Below are 17,069 nucleotides of genomic sequence, written 5' to 3'. Positions count from 1 at the left end.
CATGATCGCGGTCAACGGACCGGCGGTCGTCGCGGACGACGTGTCGATCGAGTACCGGGGCGGACGGGGGTCCGAGTCGATCCGAGCGGTCGACGGGGTCAGCCTGACGGTGCGGCAGGGCGAGATCCTCGCACTGCTCGGTGAGTCGGGGTCGGGCAAGTCGACCTTCGCCGCCGCGATCGCGGGGCAGCTCGGGTCGCACGGTGAGGGTGACGGTGCGCTGCGCCGGCACATCGTCGGGGGCGAACTGACCGTCCTCGGCCAGAAGACCCGCGGGCTGCGCGGTTCGTCCCGCAAGCTCGAGCGGCTGAGCGGCCGGATCGGCTACCTGCCGCAGGACGGCGCCGATCGGCTCAGTCCGGACCTCACCGTCGGCGAGGCCATCGCCGAACCGATCTACCAGCGCGACCGCCGCTTCGACCGCAAGGAAGCGGGCCTGATCGTCGCGCGCCTGGTCGACGCCGTGCACCTGCCGCTCGGCGTGATGCGGCTGAACACCTGGGAGCTCTCCAGCGGGCAGCGGCAGCGTGTCGCCCTGGCGCGGGCCCTCGTGCTCGAACCCCAGCTCCTGGTCGCCGACGAACCCGCCCGCGGCGTCGACGTGCTCGTGCGCCAGTCGGTGCTCGAGGCCCTGGCGACCCTGCAGCGCAACCGGCAGTTCTCCGCCGTCGTGGTGTCCAGCGACCTGCGCGAAGCCGGCGCCCTGGCCGACCGCGTCGCCGTGATGGCCGATGCCCGGTTGGTCGGCCTCGGCACCTTCGACGAGGTCCTCGACAACCCCGTCGACCCCTACGTCAAGACCCTGGCCGCGACCGCGGCCCGCGGCGTGAAGCGTCGCCCGGCACCCACCGCCCCGCGCCGCTCGACGGCGCCACGCCGACCGGTCGCCGCCGGCACCGGCCCCCGCACGGACCGACAGGAGAACCCGTGAGCACCGCCACCCGAGGCCACCGCGCCGTCGTCCCCACCTCCGGTGCCCCGCTGCCGATCGACGCACCGCAGTCCGGCCCCGTCGCCGTGCTGCCGGAGCCGACCGACCTGCATGTCACCGCGGTGACCGAGGCCGGCGGGACCGTCGCGCCGCTCGACGCGGACACCCGCGGGCTCGTCTGGCTGGACCCCCGCGACCCGTCCGGCCTGGCGGACGCGCTCGACGCCGCGCCGGGGATCGGCTGGGTGCAGCTGCCGTTCGCCGGGGTCGACGCCTTCGCACACCTCATCCAGGAGCACGGGGACCGTGTGCTCTTCACCTCGGCGAAGGGCGCGTACGCGGAGCCCGTCGCCGAGCACGCCCTGGCACTGACGCTCGGGACGCTGCGGGTCCTGCAGAAGCGCGCTCGTGCACACTCGTGGGCCACCGAGCCCGAGGGTGTGTCGCTGTACGGCCGGAACGTCGTCGTCATCGGCGCCGGCGGGATCGCGCTCGAGTACATCCGCCTGCTCGCCCCGTTCGACGTCGACGTCACCGTGGTGCGTCGCTCGGCCGACCCGGTGGCCGGCGCATCGCGCACCGTCACCACCGACCAGCTCGACGAGGTCCTGCCCGACGCCGACGTCGTGATGATCGCCGCCGCCATGACCTCGGGCACCGCGAAGCTCTTCGGCGCGCAGCAGTTCGCGATCATGAAGCCGTCCGCCCGGCTCGTCAACATCGCCCGCGGGGGACTCGTCGACACCGACGCCCTGGTCGAGGCCCTGCGCACCGGTGCGATCGCCGCCGCCGGGCTCGACGTCACCGACCCCGAGCCGTTGCCCGACGGCCACCCGCTGTGGTCCGAGCCCGGCGCGGTCATCACGCCGCACCAGGCCGACACCCCGGAGATGGTCGCGCCGCTGCTCGCCGAGCGGGTGCGACTCAACACCACGGCGTTCCTCGACGGCAGCGGCGAGGGCTTCGTCGGCGTCGTCGACCCGGTCGCCGGGTACTGAGGAGCAGCGCTGCACCGGGGGCCACATCGCGGCGCGCCCGGGCGGCGTGTCCGATGCGGTGAGGGGCCCTGCGGTGCTGCTATGCTGTTACCCGTTGTTCGCACGACATTCGCCAGCGGACAGTGATCCTCGATAGCTCAATTGGCAGAGCAGCCGGCTGTTAACCGGCAGGTTGTTGGTTCGAGTCCAACTCGGGGAGCAACAGACCCCCACCCGCTCGGGTGGGGGTCTTCTGCGTTTCGTTGCTGCCCGCTGCTAGCTGTTAGCGTTCACAGGTGCACCGATACCGTCCGCCCCGCGCCGTGTTCCTCGGCGTGCTGCTCGCGGCGGTCATCGCGCCCGTGCTGGTCGGGTGCAGCGGTGCCGGACCGGACACCGATGCGTCAGAGGAGCCCACGAGCTCGGAGACCGGGCTCGGGTCGGGTGCCTCGCCGGTCGTGTTCGCCTTCGTGTGCGACGACGGCGACCGCGAGACCTACACGACGTACTCGGCGGTGTGGGAGGACGAGCGGACCTCGTGCACCGCGAAGCGGCTCACGGGCTCGGTGCCGTCGACCCAGCAGCAGGCCGCGGTCGACGCGACCCGGGGTGACGCCACCCTCGTCGAGCTCGCGAGCACGTGCGCCATGACCGGCACGGACCCGTGGACGTCGGCCGTGGCCGACGACGGCGCAGCGCACGTCGCCGCCGGTCTCCTGGTGTACTGCCCGGGCCACCCGGAGACCGACCACCTGCGCGACGCGCTGTCGACGTACCGGAGCTGAGCCGGGCCTCCCGGTCGTCAGCTGTCCACGGCAGGCGACGCGCGGGCCGGACCGGCCCGTCAGCCCTCGGGGTGGTCGCGACCCGGTAGCCACGACTGGCCGGGGCCGCCCCAGCTGTTCTTGCGGATGGCCTTGGCGACCTGCTTGCCGTAGGGGTGCACCAGGCGGTCGGCGTAGAGCCAGCCGTCCAGGTGGTCGTACTCGTGCTGGAAGATGCGCGCGAGCCAACCGTCGGCCCGGACCTCGAACGGTTCGCCGTGCTCGTCGAACGCCCGGAGCAGCGCGCTGCCGGAGCGTCGGAGCGGGAAGCGCTCGCCCGGCACGGACAGGCAGCCCTCGGACTCGTCGTCCTCGTCGAGCTCGTCGACCGACTCGGGGACCGGCGGGCTGATCCAGAGCACCGGGTTCACGGCCGCGGCGCGGTGCAGCACTTCATCGTCGTCGGTGTACGAGTACACGAACAGGCGCTTGCCGACGCCGACCTGGGGTCCGGCCAGACCGACGCCGGGGGCGAGGTCCATGGTCTCGAACATGTCGGCGACGAGGGAACGGAGGTCGTCATCGAACTCGGTGACCTCGGCTGCACGCTCGTGCAGGACAGGTTCGCCGGTGATGCGGATCGGGAGAACGGCCATTCACCCAGGTTATCCGGCGGTGGACGGTAGCCTCGACGCGTGACGACGGACCTCCAGCTGCCGGACGCAGTGAACCTGACGCCGTTCCAGGCCCTCATGATCCCCGTCGCGCTCATCGGTGCGGTGTTCCTGTCGCTGGGAGCGCAGTTCCAGAGCCGGGGCGTGCAGCGGGTCGAGGCGCGGCTGGGGCGGCAGTCGAAGGGACTGAGCGTCCGGCACGTCGTGGGCCTGGTCTCGAGCGGCTACTGGGTGCTCGGCACGCTGATGCTCGGCATCGCCGTCGTGCTGCAGCTCATCAGCATCACGTACGCGCCGCTCATCGTCGTGCAGCCGCTCGGGGCGGTCGCGCTCGTGATCACCACGTGGTTCTCCTCCCGGTCGTCGGGCGTGCCGCTGGGCCGTCGGGCGAAGCGTGCGGTGTGGACCTGCATCATCGGTGTCGCGATCTTCGTCGGCATCGCGGCGTTCGTCGGGCACGAGAGCGCGATCACCCGGCAGCAGCTGGTGACCGTCCTGATCATCCTGGCCGTGGTGCTCGTGCTGGTGCTGGTGTCGTTCCGACTCGTGGCCAAGCACAAGAGCGCGCTCTACTACATCGTCGGCGCGGGCATCCTCTACGGGTTCGTCGCGACGCTCGCCAAGGTCGTGCTGAACCGGTTCGTGAACGGCACGTTCGACTGGTTGACGGTCCTCGCGATCATCGGGGTGGTCGTCGCGGCGTCGCTCGGCGGGTACTTCGTGCAGAACGCGTACTCGGCCGGTTCGGCGGACCTCGTCATCGCGGGGCTGACCGTGATCGACCCGATCGTCGCCGTCGGGATCGGCGTGGTGGTGCTCGACGAGGCGTCCGGGGCACCCTGGGGTGCGGTCGCCGGGTTCGTGGTCGCGGCCGGCATCGCCATCACCGGGGTGTTCCTGCTCGCCAAGCACCACCCGCAGACGCGCGCCTGACCGCGGGGCCGCGGGCGGCGCAGCGCCGTCGCCCGTCACCCCGAGGTACCACGGGGTCCTCCGCGCGGCTGACGCGGCCGCGGATGCGGGTGCGGTACCGTCGGCAGTCCGACCAGCAATCGCCCACGAGAGGACGACGCCAGCCGTGTCAGGAGACGTCACCACCGCCACCGCCGAACCGACGGGCGCGACGGGCGGACACCGACCCTTGCGCATCCTGATCGCCGCGGACACCTTCCCGCCGGACGTCAACGGCGCCGCCACCTTCGCCGAACAGCTCGCCGTCGGCCTGGCCGAGCGCGGGCACGAGGTCCACGTCGTCGCCCCGGCCTCGAGCCGCAACTACGGCACCTTCGACGAGGAGCACCAGGGCGTGACTCTCGTCGTGCACCGCCTGAAGTCGTACAAGTGGCCGCTGCACGCCTGGCTCCGGTTCGTGTGGCCGTGGAGCGTCAAGAAGTGGACCGGCCCGATCCTCGACGCCGTGAAGCCCGACGTCCTGCACATCCAGTCACACGTCGTCATCGGTCGCGGGATCGTCCCCGAGGCGAACGCGCGCGGCATCCGGGTCATCGCGACGAACCACTTCATGCCCGAGAACCTGCTCGAGTACACGCCGTTCGGCAAGTGGACGCTGCCCATCGCGCTGAAGATCGCGTGGAGCGACGCCGCGAAGACCTACCGGCTCGCCGACACCATCACGACGCCGACGAACCTGGCTGCCGACTACCTGCGCAAGGCCATCGCCGGACAGCGGGTGCTCGCGATCTCGTGCGGGATCGACGCGTCGCGGTACGTGGCGCGCGAGGGCCGTCCGGTCAACAACGACATCGTGTTCGTCGGCCGCGTGGCGCCGGAGAAGAACCTCGACGTGCTGGTCCGGGCCGTGGCGCTGCTGCCCGGTTCGCTCGCGGCGACCCTGACGATCGTCGGCGACGGCGAGATGATCCCGAAGCTGACCGCCCTGGCGAAGGAGCTCGGGCTCGAGGACCGCGTCCGGTTCCTCGGGTTCGTCTCGGACGAGGTCAAGCGCACCGCCCTGACGAACGGCACCGTGTTCGCGATGCCCTCCACCGCCGAGCTGCAGAGCATCTCCTCGCTCGAGGCCATGGCGTCCGGGCTGCCGGTCGTCGCGGCCGACTCGATGGCGCTGCCCCACCTCATCGACGGCAACGGGTACCTGTTCGCCCCCGGCGACGAACACGACCTCGCCGCCAAGCTCGAGGCGGTGTTGACGGCGTCGGAAGCGGAGTACACGGCCATGCGGGAGCGCAGTTCGGCCATGATCGAGGCACACGACATCAACCGCACGCTCACGACGTTCGAGGCGCTGTATCGTGGGGAACCGGTGGCCTGACGGTCGTCGAGGGGCGGTAGCCAAGCTGGTCAAGGCAGTCGGCTCATAACCGAACGATTCGCGGGTTCAAGTCCCGCCCGCCCTACGTGCAGATGAAACGCAAGCGCGAGGACGACCACGACGCAGCTGGTCCGACGCCGAACGTCACGTTCCAGGTGAACCGTGGTGGCACCGGCGTGCGCGTCAACGCCTTCCGCATCGGGTTCATGGGTGCCATCGGTGTGCTCGTCGCGCTGCTCGCCGGCACCATCATCGGCGAGCTCAGCACCGTCCTCGTCTACATCGGGGTCGCGCTCTTCCTCGCGCTCGGCATCGACCCGCTCGTCTCGTTCCTCGAGCGGCTCATCCCGCGGTGGGCGGCGATCACCGTCGTCGTCGTCGGGGTCCTTGCGGCGTTCGCCGGGGTCGTCTTCGCGGTCGTCCCGATCCTGGTCGAGCAGGCGACGAACCTGATCCAGAACTTCCCCGAGGTCGTCGACGACATCTCGAAGCAGCAGTGGGTGCAGGACCTGTCGAAGCAGTTCGCCGGGTCGTTCGACATCGACCACGCGCTCGAGTCGGTGCAGTCGTTCGTCGAGAACCCGGGCAACCTGCTCAGCGTCGGCGGCGGCATCCTGGCGGTCGGCAGCGGCATCCTGTCGGGGCTCACCGGCGTGCTCATCGTCCTCATCCTGATGCTCTACTTCCTCGCGTCGATGCGAGGCATGAAGCGTGCGGCGTACCGGTTCGTGCCGGCGTCCCGCCGCGAGAACTTCATCGACGTCAGTGAGCAGATCACCCAGGCGGTCGGTCGGTACGTCGTCGGCCAGGTGTCGCAGGCGCTCATCAACGGCATCCTGAGCCTGGTGTTCCTGCTCATCATCGGTGCGCCGCTGCCCGTGCTGTTGGCCTCGTTCGCGTTCCTCGGCTCGCTCATCCCGCTCGTCGGCACCCTCGGCGCCGCGATCGTCATCTCGTTGCTCTGCCTCTTCGCGTCGCCCGCCACAGCACTCGCCGCGGCGATCTACTACCTCGTCTACATGCAGGTCGAGGCGTACCTCATCTCGCCGCGCATCATGTCGCGTGCCGTGCAGGTGCCCGGGGCCCTCGTGGTCATCGCCGCGGTGGCCGGTGGCACGATCGGCGGCGTGCTCGGCGCCCTGGTCGCCCTGCCCGTCGCCGCGTCGATCATCATCATCGTGCAGAAGGTCATCTACCCGCGGCAGGAGCTGGCGTGACGGACGCCGCCTCCGGCTTCGCCGACCATGTCGCGGAACGCGATCGCTGGGCACGCGGGCCTCGTGGCCCCTTGGCCCTGGTGAACGCCCAGCACGTCGACTCCCCGCAGCCGGTGTGGCCGGTCCCCGGCACCTGGGCACCCGCGGTCGGCGGCCTCACGGTGACGGCCGCCGCCACCGACGGTGTCGTCGTGGACGGCGTCCCGGTGGACGGCACGGTGCTCGTCGCCGGTGACGCCGCCGTGGTCCCGTCCGCCGTCGCGTTCCCCGACGGCTTCGCGGGCACGGTGTCCGGTTCGACGCTGCGCGTCTGGGACCCCGCAGCGGAGCCGATCCACCGCTTCGCGCGCATCGCCCGGTTCGACCGGTCCGACGATTGGGTGGCTTCCGGCACGTACGTCCCGCTGGACGCCGGTGCGGGCGACGACCAGGAGGCCCGTGGCAGCGTCCTCGACGCCGCCGGCGACGCCCTGCCGGTCGCCGGGCACATCGAGACGGCCGTCGGCAGCACGACCATGCGGTTCGTCGCGGTCCGGTCCGCGGCGTTCCGGGGTGCGCCGCGGCTGCAGCTCATCGTGCAGGACGCCACGAGCGTCCTCGCCGAGGACGACCCCGGCAGCACCTACTCGATGGGCCGCTTCCTGTACCTCGACGACCCCGGCGCCGCGGGCCCGGTCGAGCTCGACTGGAACCTGCTCGTCCTACCGCCCTGCGCGTTCTCGTACCAGTTCGCCTGCCCGATCCCGCCGGTCGAGAACCGCGTGCCCGTGCCGATCACGGCGGGGGAGCGGCACCCCGTCGACGCTGCGGGCACGGTCCTGCACTGAACCGGACCGCGCTCGGCGGGGTCCTTGCCGTTCCCAGCCGGAACGCTGCATAATGGGCGTGTCCTGTCGGGACATCACAATCGCATACCGAATGGTTCCGTGGCTCGCAGCCGCTCGGATCCTCCGCACCAGGTCGATGGGGAAGTCGCACCTGACGTATCGGAGGAACCGTGAACGGAACGACGACAGGAGTGCTCTACGTGCACTCCTCACCCCGCGCGCTCTGCCCGCACGTCGAATGGGCAGCAGGTCGCGCGATGAACCGCGCCGTGAACTTCTCGTGGCTCGACCAGCCGGCACAGGACGGTGCCCGGCGGACCGAGTTCACCTGGACCGGTGCGGTCGGTGCCGGTGCCGCGATCGCCTCCGCGCTGCGCGGCTGGGAGCACCTGCGCTACGAGGTGACCGAGGAACCGACGACCGAGTCCGACGGTGGCCGCTGGATGCACACGCCTGACCTCGGGGTCTTCTACGCGCAGACCGACGTGACGGGGAACATGGTCATCCCCGAGGACCGCGTCCGCTACGCGATGGAGGTCGCGGGCAGCAACGCGCTCGAACTCCACCGTGAGCTCCGGCTCGCGCTCGGACAGGCCTGGGACGACGAGCTCGAGCCCTTCCGTCACGCGGCCGAGGGCAACCCCGTCGTCTGGCTGCACCGCGTCGGCTGACCGGAGCTCGCAGCACACGCCGGCGTCTCGGGTGCGCCAGACGCCGGCGTCTCCGCCGTTTCGCGAAAGCGACACTGTGCCGCCAACATTCGGCCGCAGACTGTCGCTTTGGCGGTGCGGTCGTGAACGTGTGGCCGCGAACTGTCGCCTTCGCGGCACTGAAGCCGGCAACACACACGACGGAAGCCCGCCCCGACGACGCGGGACGGGCCTCCTGGCAGGGTGCGACGGATCAGACGCTGCGGAACGCGACCACGGCGTTGTGGCCGCCGAAGCCGAACGAGTTGCTCACCGCGAGGAGGTCGCCGTCGGGCAGCGCGCGCGGCTCGCGCGCGACGTCCATGACGATCTCCGGGTCCTGGTCGTTGAGGTTGATCGTCGGCGGCGCGACACGGTTGTGCAGCGCGAGGACCGTGAACGCGGCCTCGATCGCACCGGCGCCACCGAGCAGGTGCCCAGTGGACGCCTTGGTCGCCGACACGACGATGTCGTCGAGGTGGTCCCCGAAGACGCGACGCATGGCGTGGTACTCGGCGACGTCGCCCACCGGGGTCGAGGTGGCGTGCGCGTTGACGTGCACGACGTCCTCGCGGCTGGCTCCGGCGTGGTCGAGGGCCTGCAGGACCGCACGGGCGGCAGCGCTGCCCTCGGGGTCCGGTGCCGTGATGTGGAACGCGTCCGAGGTGATGCCGGCGCCGGCGACCTCGGCGTAGATGGTCGCACCGCGGGCCTCGGCGTGCTCCTTCGACTCGAGGATGAGCGCCGCGGCGCCGTCACCGAGGACGAAGCCGTCACGGGTGACGTCGTACGGACGCGACGCGGTCTCGGGGGAGTCGTTGCGGCGCGACAGGGCCTGCATCGCCGCGAACGCCGCCAGGGGCAGCGGGTGCAGTGCGGCCTCGGCGCCACCGGTGATGACGATGTCGGCGTCCCCATCGGCGACGTGGCGGTACGCCTCGGCCAGCGACTCGGTCGACGAGGCGCAGGCCGACAGGTAGGTGCGGGCGCCGCCACGGGCGCCGAACTCCATCTCGATGGCAGCGGCCGGACCGTTCGCCATGAGCATCGGGACCGTCATCGGCAGGACCCGACGCGGGCCCTTCTCGCGCAGGGTGTCCCAGGCGTCGAGCAGGGTGTTCACTCCGCCGATGCCGGTCGCCCAGTCGACGATCAGGCGCTCGGGGACGACGGACTCGGCGTCGATGCCGGCGTCGGCCCACGCCTCACGCGCCGCGACGAGCGACAGCTGCGACGAGGGGTCCAGGCGCTTCGACTCGGGGCGGGTGAGCTGGTCGGTGAGGAACCGACGTGCCTGGCCGGCGAACTCCACGGGGAGTTCGAGCTCGGCGTAGCGCGGGTCCTCGATGCGGGTGATGCCGGACTTGCCGGCGAGCAGCGCGTCCCACGTTTCCGCGGCAGTCGCGGCGAGGGGTGAGATCGCACCGATCCCGGTGACGACGACGGTCTTCTTGGTCATGGAACGACGGTTCTTTCGTTGGGGAACAAGATGAGCGCCGCGGCCGACGGTGACCGCTGGCCGCGGCGCTCAGGAAGCTCGTGTCAGGCCTGGGCCTTGACGATGTAGTCGACCGCGTTGCCCACGGTCTTGAGGTTCTTGACCTCTTCGTCCGGGATCTTCACGTCGAACTTCTCCTCGGCGTTGACCACGATGGTCATCATCGAGATGGAGTCGATGTCGAGGTCGTCCGTGAAGGACTTGTCGGCGGCGACGGTGTCGGTGGCGATACCGGTCTCGTCGTTGATCAGCTCGGCCAGGCCGGCGAGGACTTCTTCGTTGGACAGGGCCATGAGTTTCTCCTTGAGGGGGGTGTCGTTTGACCGTGGACCAGCCTAGGGCACGCAGCGTGCTCGCGCCCGGAGACTCGTCGGGGTGGTCGCTGGCCGCGCGGGATGCGCGGCCGGGTGGGATCAGGGCAGGACGACGACCTGGGCGCCGAACACGAGCCCGGCACCGAAGCCGATCTGCAGGGCGAGCCCGCCGGACAGCTCGGGGTGTTCCTCGAGCAGGCGGTGGGTGGCGAGCGGGATGCTCGCGGCGGAGGTGTTGCCGGTGGTGGTGATGTCACGGGCGATCGTGACCGACTCGGGCAGGCCGAGCTGCTTCGCGAACTCGTCGATGATGCGGATGTTCGCCTGGTGCGGCACGAACGCCGCGAGGTCCTCCGGTCGGACACCGGCGGTCTCGAGCGCTTCGCGGGCGACCTTCACCATCTCCCACACGGCCCAGCGGAAGACCGTCTGGCCCGCCTGGCGCATGGTCGGGCGGGGCGCGCCGGCCTCCCACTCGTTGTAGGTCGCCGTCATGCCGATGGCGTCCCACTTCGAGCCGTCCGAGCCCCAGATGGTCGGGGCGATTCCGGGGAAGTCGCTCGGGCCGACGACGGCCGCGCCGGCACCGTCACCGAGCAGGAACGAGATCGAGCGGTCGGTCGGGTCGACGACGTCGCTGAGCTTCTCGGCACCGACGACCAGGACGTGGTCGGCGAGGCCGGACTTGATGAACGAGTCGGCCTGGGCGATGCCGTAGGCGTACCCGGCGCACGCGGCGCTGATGTCGTACGCGGCGGCGGGCGTCGCGCCGATCCGCTCGGCGAGCAGCGACGCCATCGACGGGGTCGCGACGGTGTGCGTCACGGTGCTGACCAGCACGACACCGATCTGGTCGGGGGACAGGCCGGCCCTCTCGATCGCCTCGCGCGCGGCGGCCTCGGCGAGGTCGACGGCCTCGACGTCCTTGCCGGCACGCTTGCGCGTGATGATCCCGGTGCGCTGGCGGATCCACTCGTCGGACGAGTCGATCGGGCCGACCAGGTCGTCGTTCGGCACGACGTTCTCGCCGCGGGCTGCGCCGAAGGCGAGGATGCGGGTGAACTCGTGGCCGCGGCGCTGGGAGAGTGCGGGACGTTCGGTCATGCGGTGGCGTCTGCTTCCTGGTCTGCGCGCTGCAGCAGGTCGATCGCTGCGGGCAGGTCCTCGGGGGTCTTGATGGCGACGGACGGCGTGCCGCGCAGGCCGCGCTTGGCGAGCCCGACCAGGGCGCCGGCCGGCGCGAGCTCGATGATGCCGGTGACGCCGGCGGCCGCGAACGACTCCATCACGGCGTCCCAGTGCACGGGGCTCGCGATCTGCTGGACCATCAGGTCGACGAACCGGCGACCGTCGTCGACCCGTGAGCCGTCGGCGTTGGTCCAGATCGGCAGGGTCGGGTCGTGCACCGTGGCGGCCGCGGCGACCGGGGCCACGCGCTCGACCGCGGGGGCCATGAAGTGGGTGTGGAACGCACCGGCGACGGCGAGCGGGATCACGCGGGCCTTGGCGGGCGGGTCCGCCACGAGCGCGGCGATGCCGGCGGCCGTGCCGGCGACGACGGTCTGGCCGCCGCCGTTGTGGTTCGCGGGGACGAGCCCGTGGGACTCCAGTGCTGCGGCGACCGCGTCCGCGTCGCCACCGAGCACGGCGGCCATCGAGGTCGCTTCGAGGGCAGCGGCGTCCGCCATGGCCCGGCCTCGCTCGGCGACGAGCGACACGGCGTCGGTCGGCTCGAGGACCCCGGCGACCGCGGCGGCGGTGAACTCGCCGACCGAGTGCCCGGCGACCCCGCCGACGAGCGCACGGCGGCCGTCGGCCAGCAGCGCGTCGGCGGTCACGAGACCGGCGGCGACGATGAGGGGCTGCGCGAGTGCGGTGTCCTTGATGGTGTCCGCGTCCGACGTGGTGCCGTGTGCGGCGAGGTCCACCCCGATCGACTCGGACCACTGCCCGACACGTTCACGAACGGCGGCATCCTCGAGCCAGGGGGCGAGGAAGCCGGGGGTCTGGGAGCCCTGTCCGGGCGCGACGACGACGATCACCGGACAATCCTGTCGCTCATGCACCGCGGGGCCCGTGTGGGCTTCCCACACGAAACCCCGCGTGACATTGTCGGTTCCCTACCGGCGTGGGGTGATCCGGCGACGACCCGTGGCCGATTCGGACATCGCGCCGAGGATCAGGGCCGACTGCACGATCAGGGCGTCCCGAGCGTGCGTGGCATCCCACCCGATGATGTCCGCGACGCGGCGCAGGCGGTAGCGGACGGTGTTCGGGTGCACGAAGAGCTCGCGCGCCGTCGCCTCGAGCGACCGACCGGTGTCCAGGTAGCACCACAGGGTCTGCAGGAGCTCGGTGGACTGGTCCTTCAGCGGCACGTAGATCCGCTGCACCAGGGCGGACCGGGCGAGCGGGTCGCCGGCCAGGGCGCGTTCGGGCAGCAGGTCGTCGGCCAGCGCCGGACGGGGGACCCCGCGCCACGCCCGCGCGACGGCGAACCCGGCGAGGGCTGCCTTCGCGCTGGTCGAGGCGTCGACGACCCCGGGGACCTCGTTGCCGAGCACCAGGTGGCCCTCGCCGAACAGCGGCTCGAGCGCCTGCGCGATGGCCGTGAACGAGACCGGGTCCTCGCCCTCGGGCACGTCGTCCCGCGGGGTCGAGCGCCCGATCACCACGACGAGCCGTGAGCCCTGCACGCCGACGAGCACGTCGGCGTCCATGTGGCGGGCGGTGCGGCGGACCTGGTCGACCTCGAGTTGCTTCGGTGCCGTGCCGACGAGTACCGCGACCTCGCCGTGCCCGTGCCACCCGAGGGCGGCGATGCGGGACGGCAGCTCGTCGTCGTACTCGCCCGACAGGATGGAGTCGACCACGAGCGCTTCGAGTCGGGCGTCCCACAGCCCGCGGGCCTCGGCCGCCCGGGCGTAGACGTCCGCTGCCGCGAAGGCGATGTCCCGCGAGTACTTCAGGATCGCTTCCTGCAGCATCTCGTCGTCGGCGGCGCGTTCCTCGACCACCGTGACGACCACGCGGATGAGCTGCAGGGTCTGCTGCAGGCTCACCGAGCGCAGCAGTTCACGCGGGGCCGAACCGAAGACGTCGGCCGCGGCGATCCACGGCGTCGACGCGGTGCCCTCGAGCCAGCTGATGAACGAGGTGATCCCTGCCTGGGCGACGAGGCCCACGGCGGAGCGGCGCCCCGGCGGCATCTCGCTGTACCAGGGAAGGGTGTCCTCGAGCCGCTTGATCGTGGCGGTGGAGAGTTCTCCGGACACCTGACGGAGCCAGGAGAGCGCCCGCTCGCGCGCGCTCTCCTGGCTCTGGGCCTTCGACAGGCCCTCGGTGTCCGGCTGGACGGGCGTCACCTGCTGATCAGCTCTCGCCGCCCGCGCTGCCCGTGGTGCCGGCGGTCACGTCGTGCAGGCGGTACTTGTCGATCGCCTGCTGGACGAGTGCGCCGTCGACCTTGCCCTGGCGGGCGAGCTGCTGCAGCGTCCGCACGACGACCGAGGGGCCGTCGATGTGGAAGAAGCGGCGAGCGGCCGGACGGGTGTCCGAGAAGCCGAAGCCGTCGGCGCCGAGCGTGGCGTAGTCGGTCGGCACGAACGGGCGGATCTGCTCCTGCACCTGGTGCATGAAGTCGCTGACGGCGACGACCGGCCCCTCGGTGGCGAGCAGGCGCTCGGTGACGTACGGCGTGCGCGGCGACTCGTTCGGGTTGAGGAACGCGTGCTGCTCCGCGTCGAGACCGTCGCGGTACAGCTCACCCCAGCTCGTGACGCTCCAGACGTCGGCGGAGACGCCCCAGTCCTCGGCGAGGAGCTGCTGCGCCTCGAGGATCCACGGCACGGCCACACCGGAAGCGAGCAGCTGGGCCTTCGGGCCGTCGTGCTCGCTCGGCTTGAGCAGGTACATGCCCTTGACGATGCCGTCGACGTCGATGCCCTCGGGCTCGGCCGGCTGGACGATCGGCTCGTTGTAGACCGTCAGGTAGTACATGACGTTCGGGTCGCTGTGCTTGGGCGAGCCGTCCTCGTTCGTGCCGTACATCCGGTCGAGGCCGGCCTGCACGATGTGCCCGATCTCGTACCCGTACGCGGGGTCGTAGGACACCACGGCCGGGTTCGTCGTCGCGAGGAGCAGCGAGTGGCCGTCGGCGTGCTGCAGTCCCTCGCCCGTCAGCGTCGTGCGACCGGCGGTGGCGCCGATCATGAAGCCACGGGTCATCTGGTCGCCGGCGGCCCAGATGGCGTCACCCGTGCGCTGGAACCCGAACATCGAGTAGAAGACGTAGACCGGGATGAGCGGCTCGCCCTGCGTCGAGTACGAGGTGCCCACCGCGGTGAACGCCGCCATGGCCCCGGCCTCGTTGATGCCGACGTGGATGATCTGGCCCTGCGGGCTCTCCTTGTACGCCAGGAGCAGTTCGCGGTCGACCGAGGTGTAGTGCTGGCCGTTCGGGTTGTAGATCTTCGCCGTCGGGAAGTACGCGTCCATGCCGAACGTGCGGGCTTCGTCCGGGATGATCGGCACCACGCGGTTGCCGAAGTCCGGGGAGCGCAGAAGGTCCTTCAGCAGCCGGGCGAACGCCATGGTGGTGGCGATCTCCTGCTTGCCGGAGCCCTTCTTGACGACCTGGTACTTCGCGTCCTCGGGGAGGGTGATCGAGGTGTACTTCGTGCGACGCTCCGGCACGTAGCCGCCGAGCGCCTGACGACGCTCGTGCATGTACTGGATCGCCTCGTCGTCGTTGCCCGGGTGGTAGTACGGCGGCGTGTAGGGGTTCTCCTCCAGCTGCGCGTCGGAGATCGGGATGCGCATCTCGTCGCGGAACTGCTTGAGATTGTCGAGCGTGAGCTTCTTCATCTGGTGGGTCGCGTTGCGGCCCTCGAAGCTCGGGCCGAGGCCGTAGCCCTTGACCGTCTTCGCCAGGATGACCGTCGGCTGGCCCTTGTGCTCGGTCGCGGCCTTGAACGCGGCGTAGACCTTGCGGTAGTCGTGGCCACCGCGCTTGAGGTTCCAGACCTGGTCGTCGCTGTAGCCCTCGATGAGCTCGAGCGCCTTCGGGTCGCGCCCGAAGAAGTTCTCGCGGACGTACGCGCCGTTCTCGGCCTTGTACGTCTGGTAGTCGCCGTCCGGCGTCTGGTTCATCAGGTTGAGCAGCGCGCCCTCGGTGTCGCGGGCGAGCAGGTCGTCCCACTCACGCCCCCAGACGACCTTGATGACGTTCCAGCCCGCACCGCGGAAGAACGCCTCGAGCTCCTGGATGATCTTGCCGTTGCCGCGCACCGGACCGTCGAGCCGCTGCAGGTTGCAGTTGATCACGAAGTTCAGGTTGTCGAGGCCGTCGTTCGCGGCGACCTGGAGCTGTCCGCGCGACTCGACCTCGTCCATCTCGCCGTCGCCGAGGAACGCCCAGACCTGCTGGTCGGAGGCGTCCTTGATGCCGCGGTTGGTGAGGTACTTGGCCTGCTGCGCCTGGTAGATCGCGTTGATCGGGCCGATGCCCATCGACACGGTCGGGAACTGCCAGAAGTGCGGCATGAGCCGGGGGTGCGGGTACGACGACAGGCCGCCGCCGGCGTGGGACTTCTCCTGCCGGAACCCGTCGAGCTGGTCCTCGCCGAGACGCCCTTCCATGTAGGCGCGGGCGTACATGCCGGGGGAGGCGTGGCCCTGGAAGAACACCTGGTCGCCGCCGGACGCGTGGTCCTGCGCGCGGAAGAAGTGGTTGTAGCCGACCTCGTACAGCGCGGCGCTCGACGCGTACGTCGAGATGTGGCCGCCGACGCTGATGCCCGGACGCTGCGCGCGGTGCACCGTGATGGCCGCGTTCCAGCGGATCCACCGGCGGTACCGGCGCTCCAGTTCCTCGTCGCCGGGGAACTCGGGTTCGTTCTCCGGCGCGATGGTGTTCACGTAGTCCGTCGTCGGGACCATCGGCACACCGAGGTGCAGTTCCTTGGACCGCTTGAGCAGGCTCAGCATGATCTCGCGACCGCGCTGGTGTCCGTGGGTCTGGACCAATCCGTCGAGGGACTCACGCCATTCGGCGGTCTCCTGCGGGTCCTGGTCGTTCGCCCCGGTGCTGTACGGGTCCTGGTCGTTCACCGTCACCCTTGACCTCGTTCGTTCTCGTGGTGGTGGACATGGTGGCTCCGGTGGTCGGGTCACGACCGGATGGGGCCCCGTCCACTCTAGGCCCCAGCACCGACGGTGATGCTGATGGTGCGGTGCACGTGGCGGGTGCTTGCATTCGGGTGCGGTCGGCGTAGCATGGCCGATCGTGCACACGCGACCCGCGTGCGCACGGACCCGACGGGTACACCCCACACCCGAGGAAGAAGCACACGTCCCGATGGCTCTCGAGATCGGCTCTCTCGCGCCGGACTTCGAGCTCCCGAACCAGTTCGGTGAGCACGTCCGACTCAGCGACTTCCGCGGCAACCGCCCGGTCGCACTCGTCTTCTTCCCGCTCGCGTTCTCGTCGAACTGCACGAACGAGCTCTGCGCCCTGCAGGACAACGTCGCGATGTTCCAGGACCAGCGCGTCGAGCTGATCGGCATCTCGGTCGACTCCAAGGCGACGCTCCGCTCCTTCGCCGAGCTCAACGGCTACGACTTCGAGCTCCTCGCCGACTTCTGGCCGCACGGCGCGGTCTCGAAGGAGTACGGCGTTTTCCTCGAGCACAAGGGCTTCGCCACCCGCGCGACCTTCGTCATCGACGTGCAGGGCCGCATCAAGGCCTCGATCATCACCGAGCCCGGCCTGCAGCGCGACGTCGCAGAGTACAAGGCCGCGCTCGACCGCCTCGCCGCCTGCACCGCACCCGTCCCGGTCGGCTAGCGTTCCGAATCCCTCCTGCGACGCATCCGCGTCGACAGCGG

The 17,069-nt window shown here is 70.7% G+C and carries 16 protein-coding genes and 2 tRNA genes; 11 read left to right on the top strand and 7 right to left on the bottom strand.

Annotation, left to right across the window (positions count from 1 at the left end; all coding sequences use genetic code 11):
* Position 1 precedes the first annotated feature (1 nt).
* From ITJ69_RS07670 to ITJ69_RS07655, 4 genes are all read left to right on the top strand, one after another.
* Complete coding sequence (locus tag ITJ69_RS07670) at positions 2-931, top strand: ATP-binding cassette domain-containing protein (protein WP_123292572.1); 930 nt, start codon at positions 2-4, stop codon at positions 929-931.
* Positions 928-1,929: a D-isomer specific 2-hydroxyacid dehydrogenase family protein gene (locus ITJ69_RS07665; protein WP_323743061.1), complete on the top strand. Its 1,002-nt coding sequence runs from the start codon at positions 928-930 to the stop codon at positions 1,927-1,929. The genes ITJ69_RS07670 and ITJ69_RS07665 overlap by 4 nt, the downstream gene beginning before the upstream one ends.
* A 126-nt stretch (positions 1,930-2,055) precedes the next feature.
* Positions 2,056-2,128 (top strand) — tRNA-Asn (locus tag ITJ69_RS07660).
* 76 nt (positions 2,129-2,204) lie between these two features.
* Positions 2,205-2,693 carry a hypothetical protein gene (locus ITJ69_RS07655; protein ID WP_194672479.1) on the top strand — a complete coding sequence of 163 codons (489 nt, stop codon included), beginning with the start codon at positions 2,205-2,207 and terminating at the stop codon, positions 2,691-2,693.
* Between the two features lie 59 nt (positions 2,694-2,752).
* Here ITJ69_RS07655 and def read toward each other — a convergent pair whose 3' ends face one another.
* Positions 2,753-3,328, bottom strand: coding sequence for a peptide deformylase (gene def / locus ITJ69_RS07650; RefSeq protein WP_131920455.1), 576 nt, complete (start codon positions 3,326-3,328; stop codon positions 2,753-2,755).
* A gap of 39 nt (positions 3,329-3,367) precedes the next feature.
* On the opposite strand from def, the gene ITJ69_RS07645 reads away from it, so the two are divergent.
* The 6 genes from ITJ69_RS07645 to ITJ69_RS07620 all read left to right on the top strand — a co-directional run bounded on the left by ITJ69_RS07645 (position 3,368) and on the right by ITJ69_RS07620 (position 8,351).
* Positions 3,368-4,279 (top strand): DMT family transporter, encoded by a 912-nt coding sequence (locus tag ITJ69_RS07645; RefSeq protein WP_181437562.1) that lies wholly within the window; start codon positions 3,368-3,370, stop codon positions 4,277-4,279.
* A gap of 145 nt (positions 4,280-4,424) precedes the next feature.
* Complete coding sequence (locus tag ITJ69_RS07640) at positions 4,425-5,636, top strand: glycosyltransferase (protein WP_131846208.1); 1,212 nt, start codon at positions 4,425-4,427, stop codon at positions 5,634-5,636.
* A gap of 10 nt (positions 5,637-5,646) precedes the next feature.
* Positions 5,647-5,721: transfer RNA gene (locus ITJ69_RS07635), tRNA-Ile, on the top strand.
* Between the two features lie 7 nt (positions 5,722-5,728).
* Positions 5,729-6,853 (top strand): AI-2E family transporter, encoded by a 1,125-nt coding sequence (locus ITJ69_RS07630; protein WP_185094211.1) that lies wholly within the window; start codon positions 5,729-5,731, stop codon positions 6,851-6,853.
* Positions 6,850-7,680 (top strand): DUF1684 domain-containing protein, encoded by an 831-nt coding sequence (locus ITJ69_RS07625; RefSeq protein ID WP_194672478.1) that lies wholly within the window; start codon positions 6,850-6,852, stop codon positions 7,678-7,680. The genes ITJ69_RS07630 and ITJ69_RS07625 overlap by 4 nt, the downstream gene beginning before the upstream one ends.
* 170 nt (positions 7,681-7,850) lie before the next feature.
* Positions 7,851-8,351, top strand: a complete 501-nt coding sequence (locus tag ITJ69_RS07620; RefSeq protein ID WP_235035923.1) for a DUF3145 domain-containing protein — start codon at positions 7,851-7,853, stop codon at positions 8,349-8,351.
* 232 nt (positions 8,352-8,583) lie between these two features.
* On the opposite strand, the gene ITJ69_RS07615 is transcribed toward ITJ69_RS07620, so the two are convergent.
* The 6 genes from ITJ69_RS07615 to aceE form a co-directional block, all read right to left on the bottom strand.
* The gene (locus ITJ69_RS07615) at positions 8,584-9,828 is read right to left on the bottom strand and encodes a beta-ketoacyl-[acyl-carrier-protein] synthase family protein (RefSeq protein ID WP_194672477.1); all 1,245 of its coding nucleotides are present in this window, start codon (positions 9,826-9,828) and stop codon (positions 8,584-8,586) included.
* Positions 9,829-9,911: 83 nt separating this feature from the next.
* Positions 9,912-10,160, bottom strand: a complete 249-nt coding sequence (locus ITJ69_RS07610) for an acyl carrier protein (protein ID WP_017886710.1) — start codon at positions 10,158-10,160, stop codon at positions 9,912-9,914.
* 120 nt (positions 10,161-10,280) lie between these two features.
* A complete protein-coding gene (locus ITJ69_RS07605) occupies positions 10,281-11,285 on the bottom strand; it encodes a beta-ketoacyl-ACP synthase III (protein ID WP_194672476.1) in 1,005 nt (334 codons plus the stop codon).
* Positions 11,282-12,223, bottom strand: a complete 942-nt coding sequence (locus ITJ69_RS07600; RefSeq protein WP_123292580.1) for an ACP S-malonyltransferase — start codon at positions 12,221-12,223, stop codon at positions 11,282-11,284. Before ITJ69_RS07600 ends, ITJ69_RS07605 begins: the two co-directional genes overlap by 4 nt.
* A gap of 78 nt (positions 12,224-12,301) precedes the next feature.
* Entirely contained in the window at positions 12,302-13,516 is a 1,215-nt protein-coding gene (locus ITJ69_RS07595; protein WP_111085717.1) for a PucR family transcriptional regulator, read from the bottom strand.
* Between the two features lie 37 nt (positions 13,517-13,553).
* The gene (gene aceE, locus ITJ69_RS07590; protein WP_123292581.1) at positions 13,554-16,298 is read right to left on the bottom strand and encodes a pyruvate dehydrogenase (acetyl-transferring), homodimeric type; all 2,745 of its coding nucleotides are present in this window, start codon (positions 16,296-16,298) and stop codon (positions 13,554-13,556) included.
* 241 nt (positions 16,299-16,539) lie between these two features.
* On the opposite strand from aceE, the gene ITJ69_RS07585 reads away from it, so the two are divergent.
* Positions 16,540-17,028 (top strand): peroxiredoxin, encoded by a 489-nt coding sequence (locus tag ITJ69_RS07585; RefSeq protein WP_111085695.1) that lies wholly within the window; start codon positions 16,540-16,542, stop codon positions 17,026-17,028.
* Positions 17,029-17,069 lie beyond the last annotated feature (41 nt).

Origin of the sequence: Curtobacterium sp. VKM Ac-2887 (assembly GCF_015350935.1) — a bacterium.
Taxonomy (GTDB): Bacteria; Actinomycetota; Actinomycetes; order Actinomycetales; family Microbacteriaceae; genus Curtobacterium.
The sequence above is the reverse complement of the archived record's forward strand: the minus strand, read 5'-3'. Positions and strand labels throughout refer to the sequence as shown.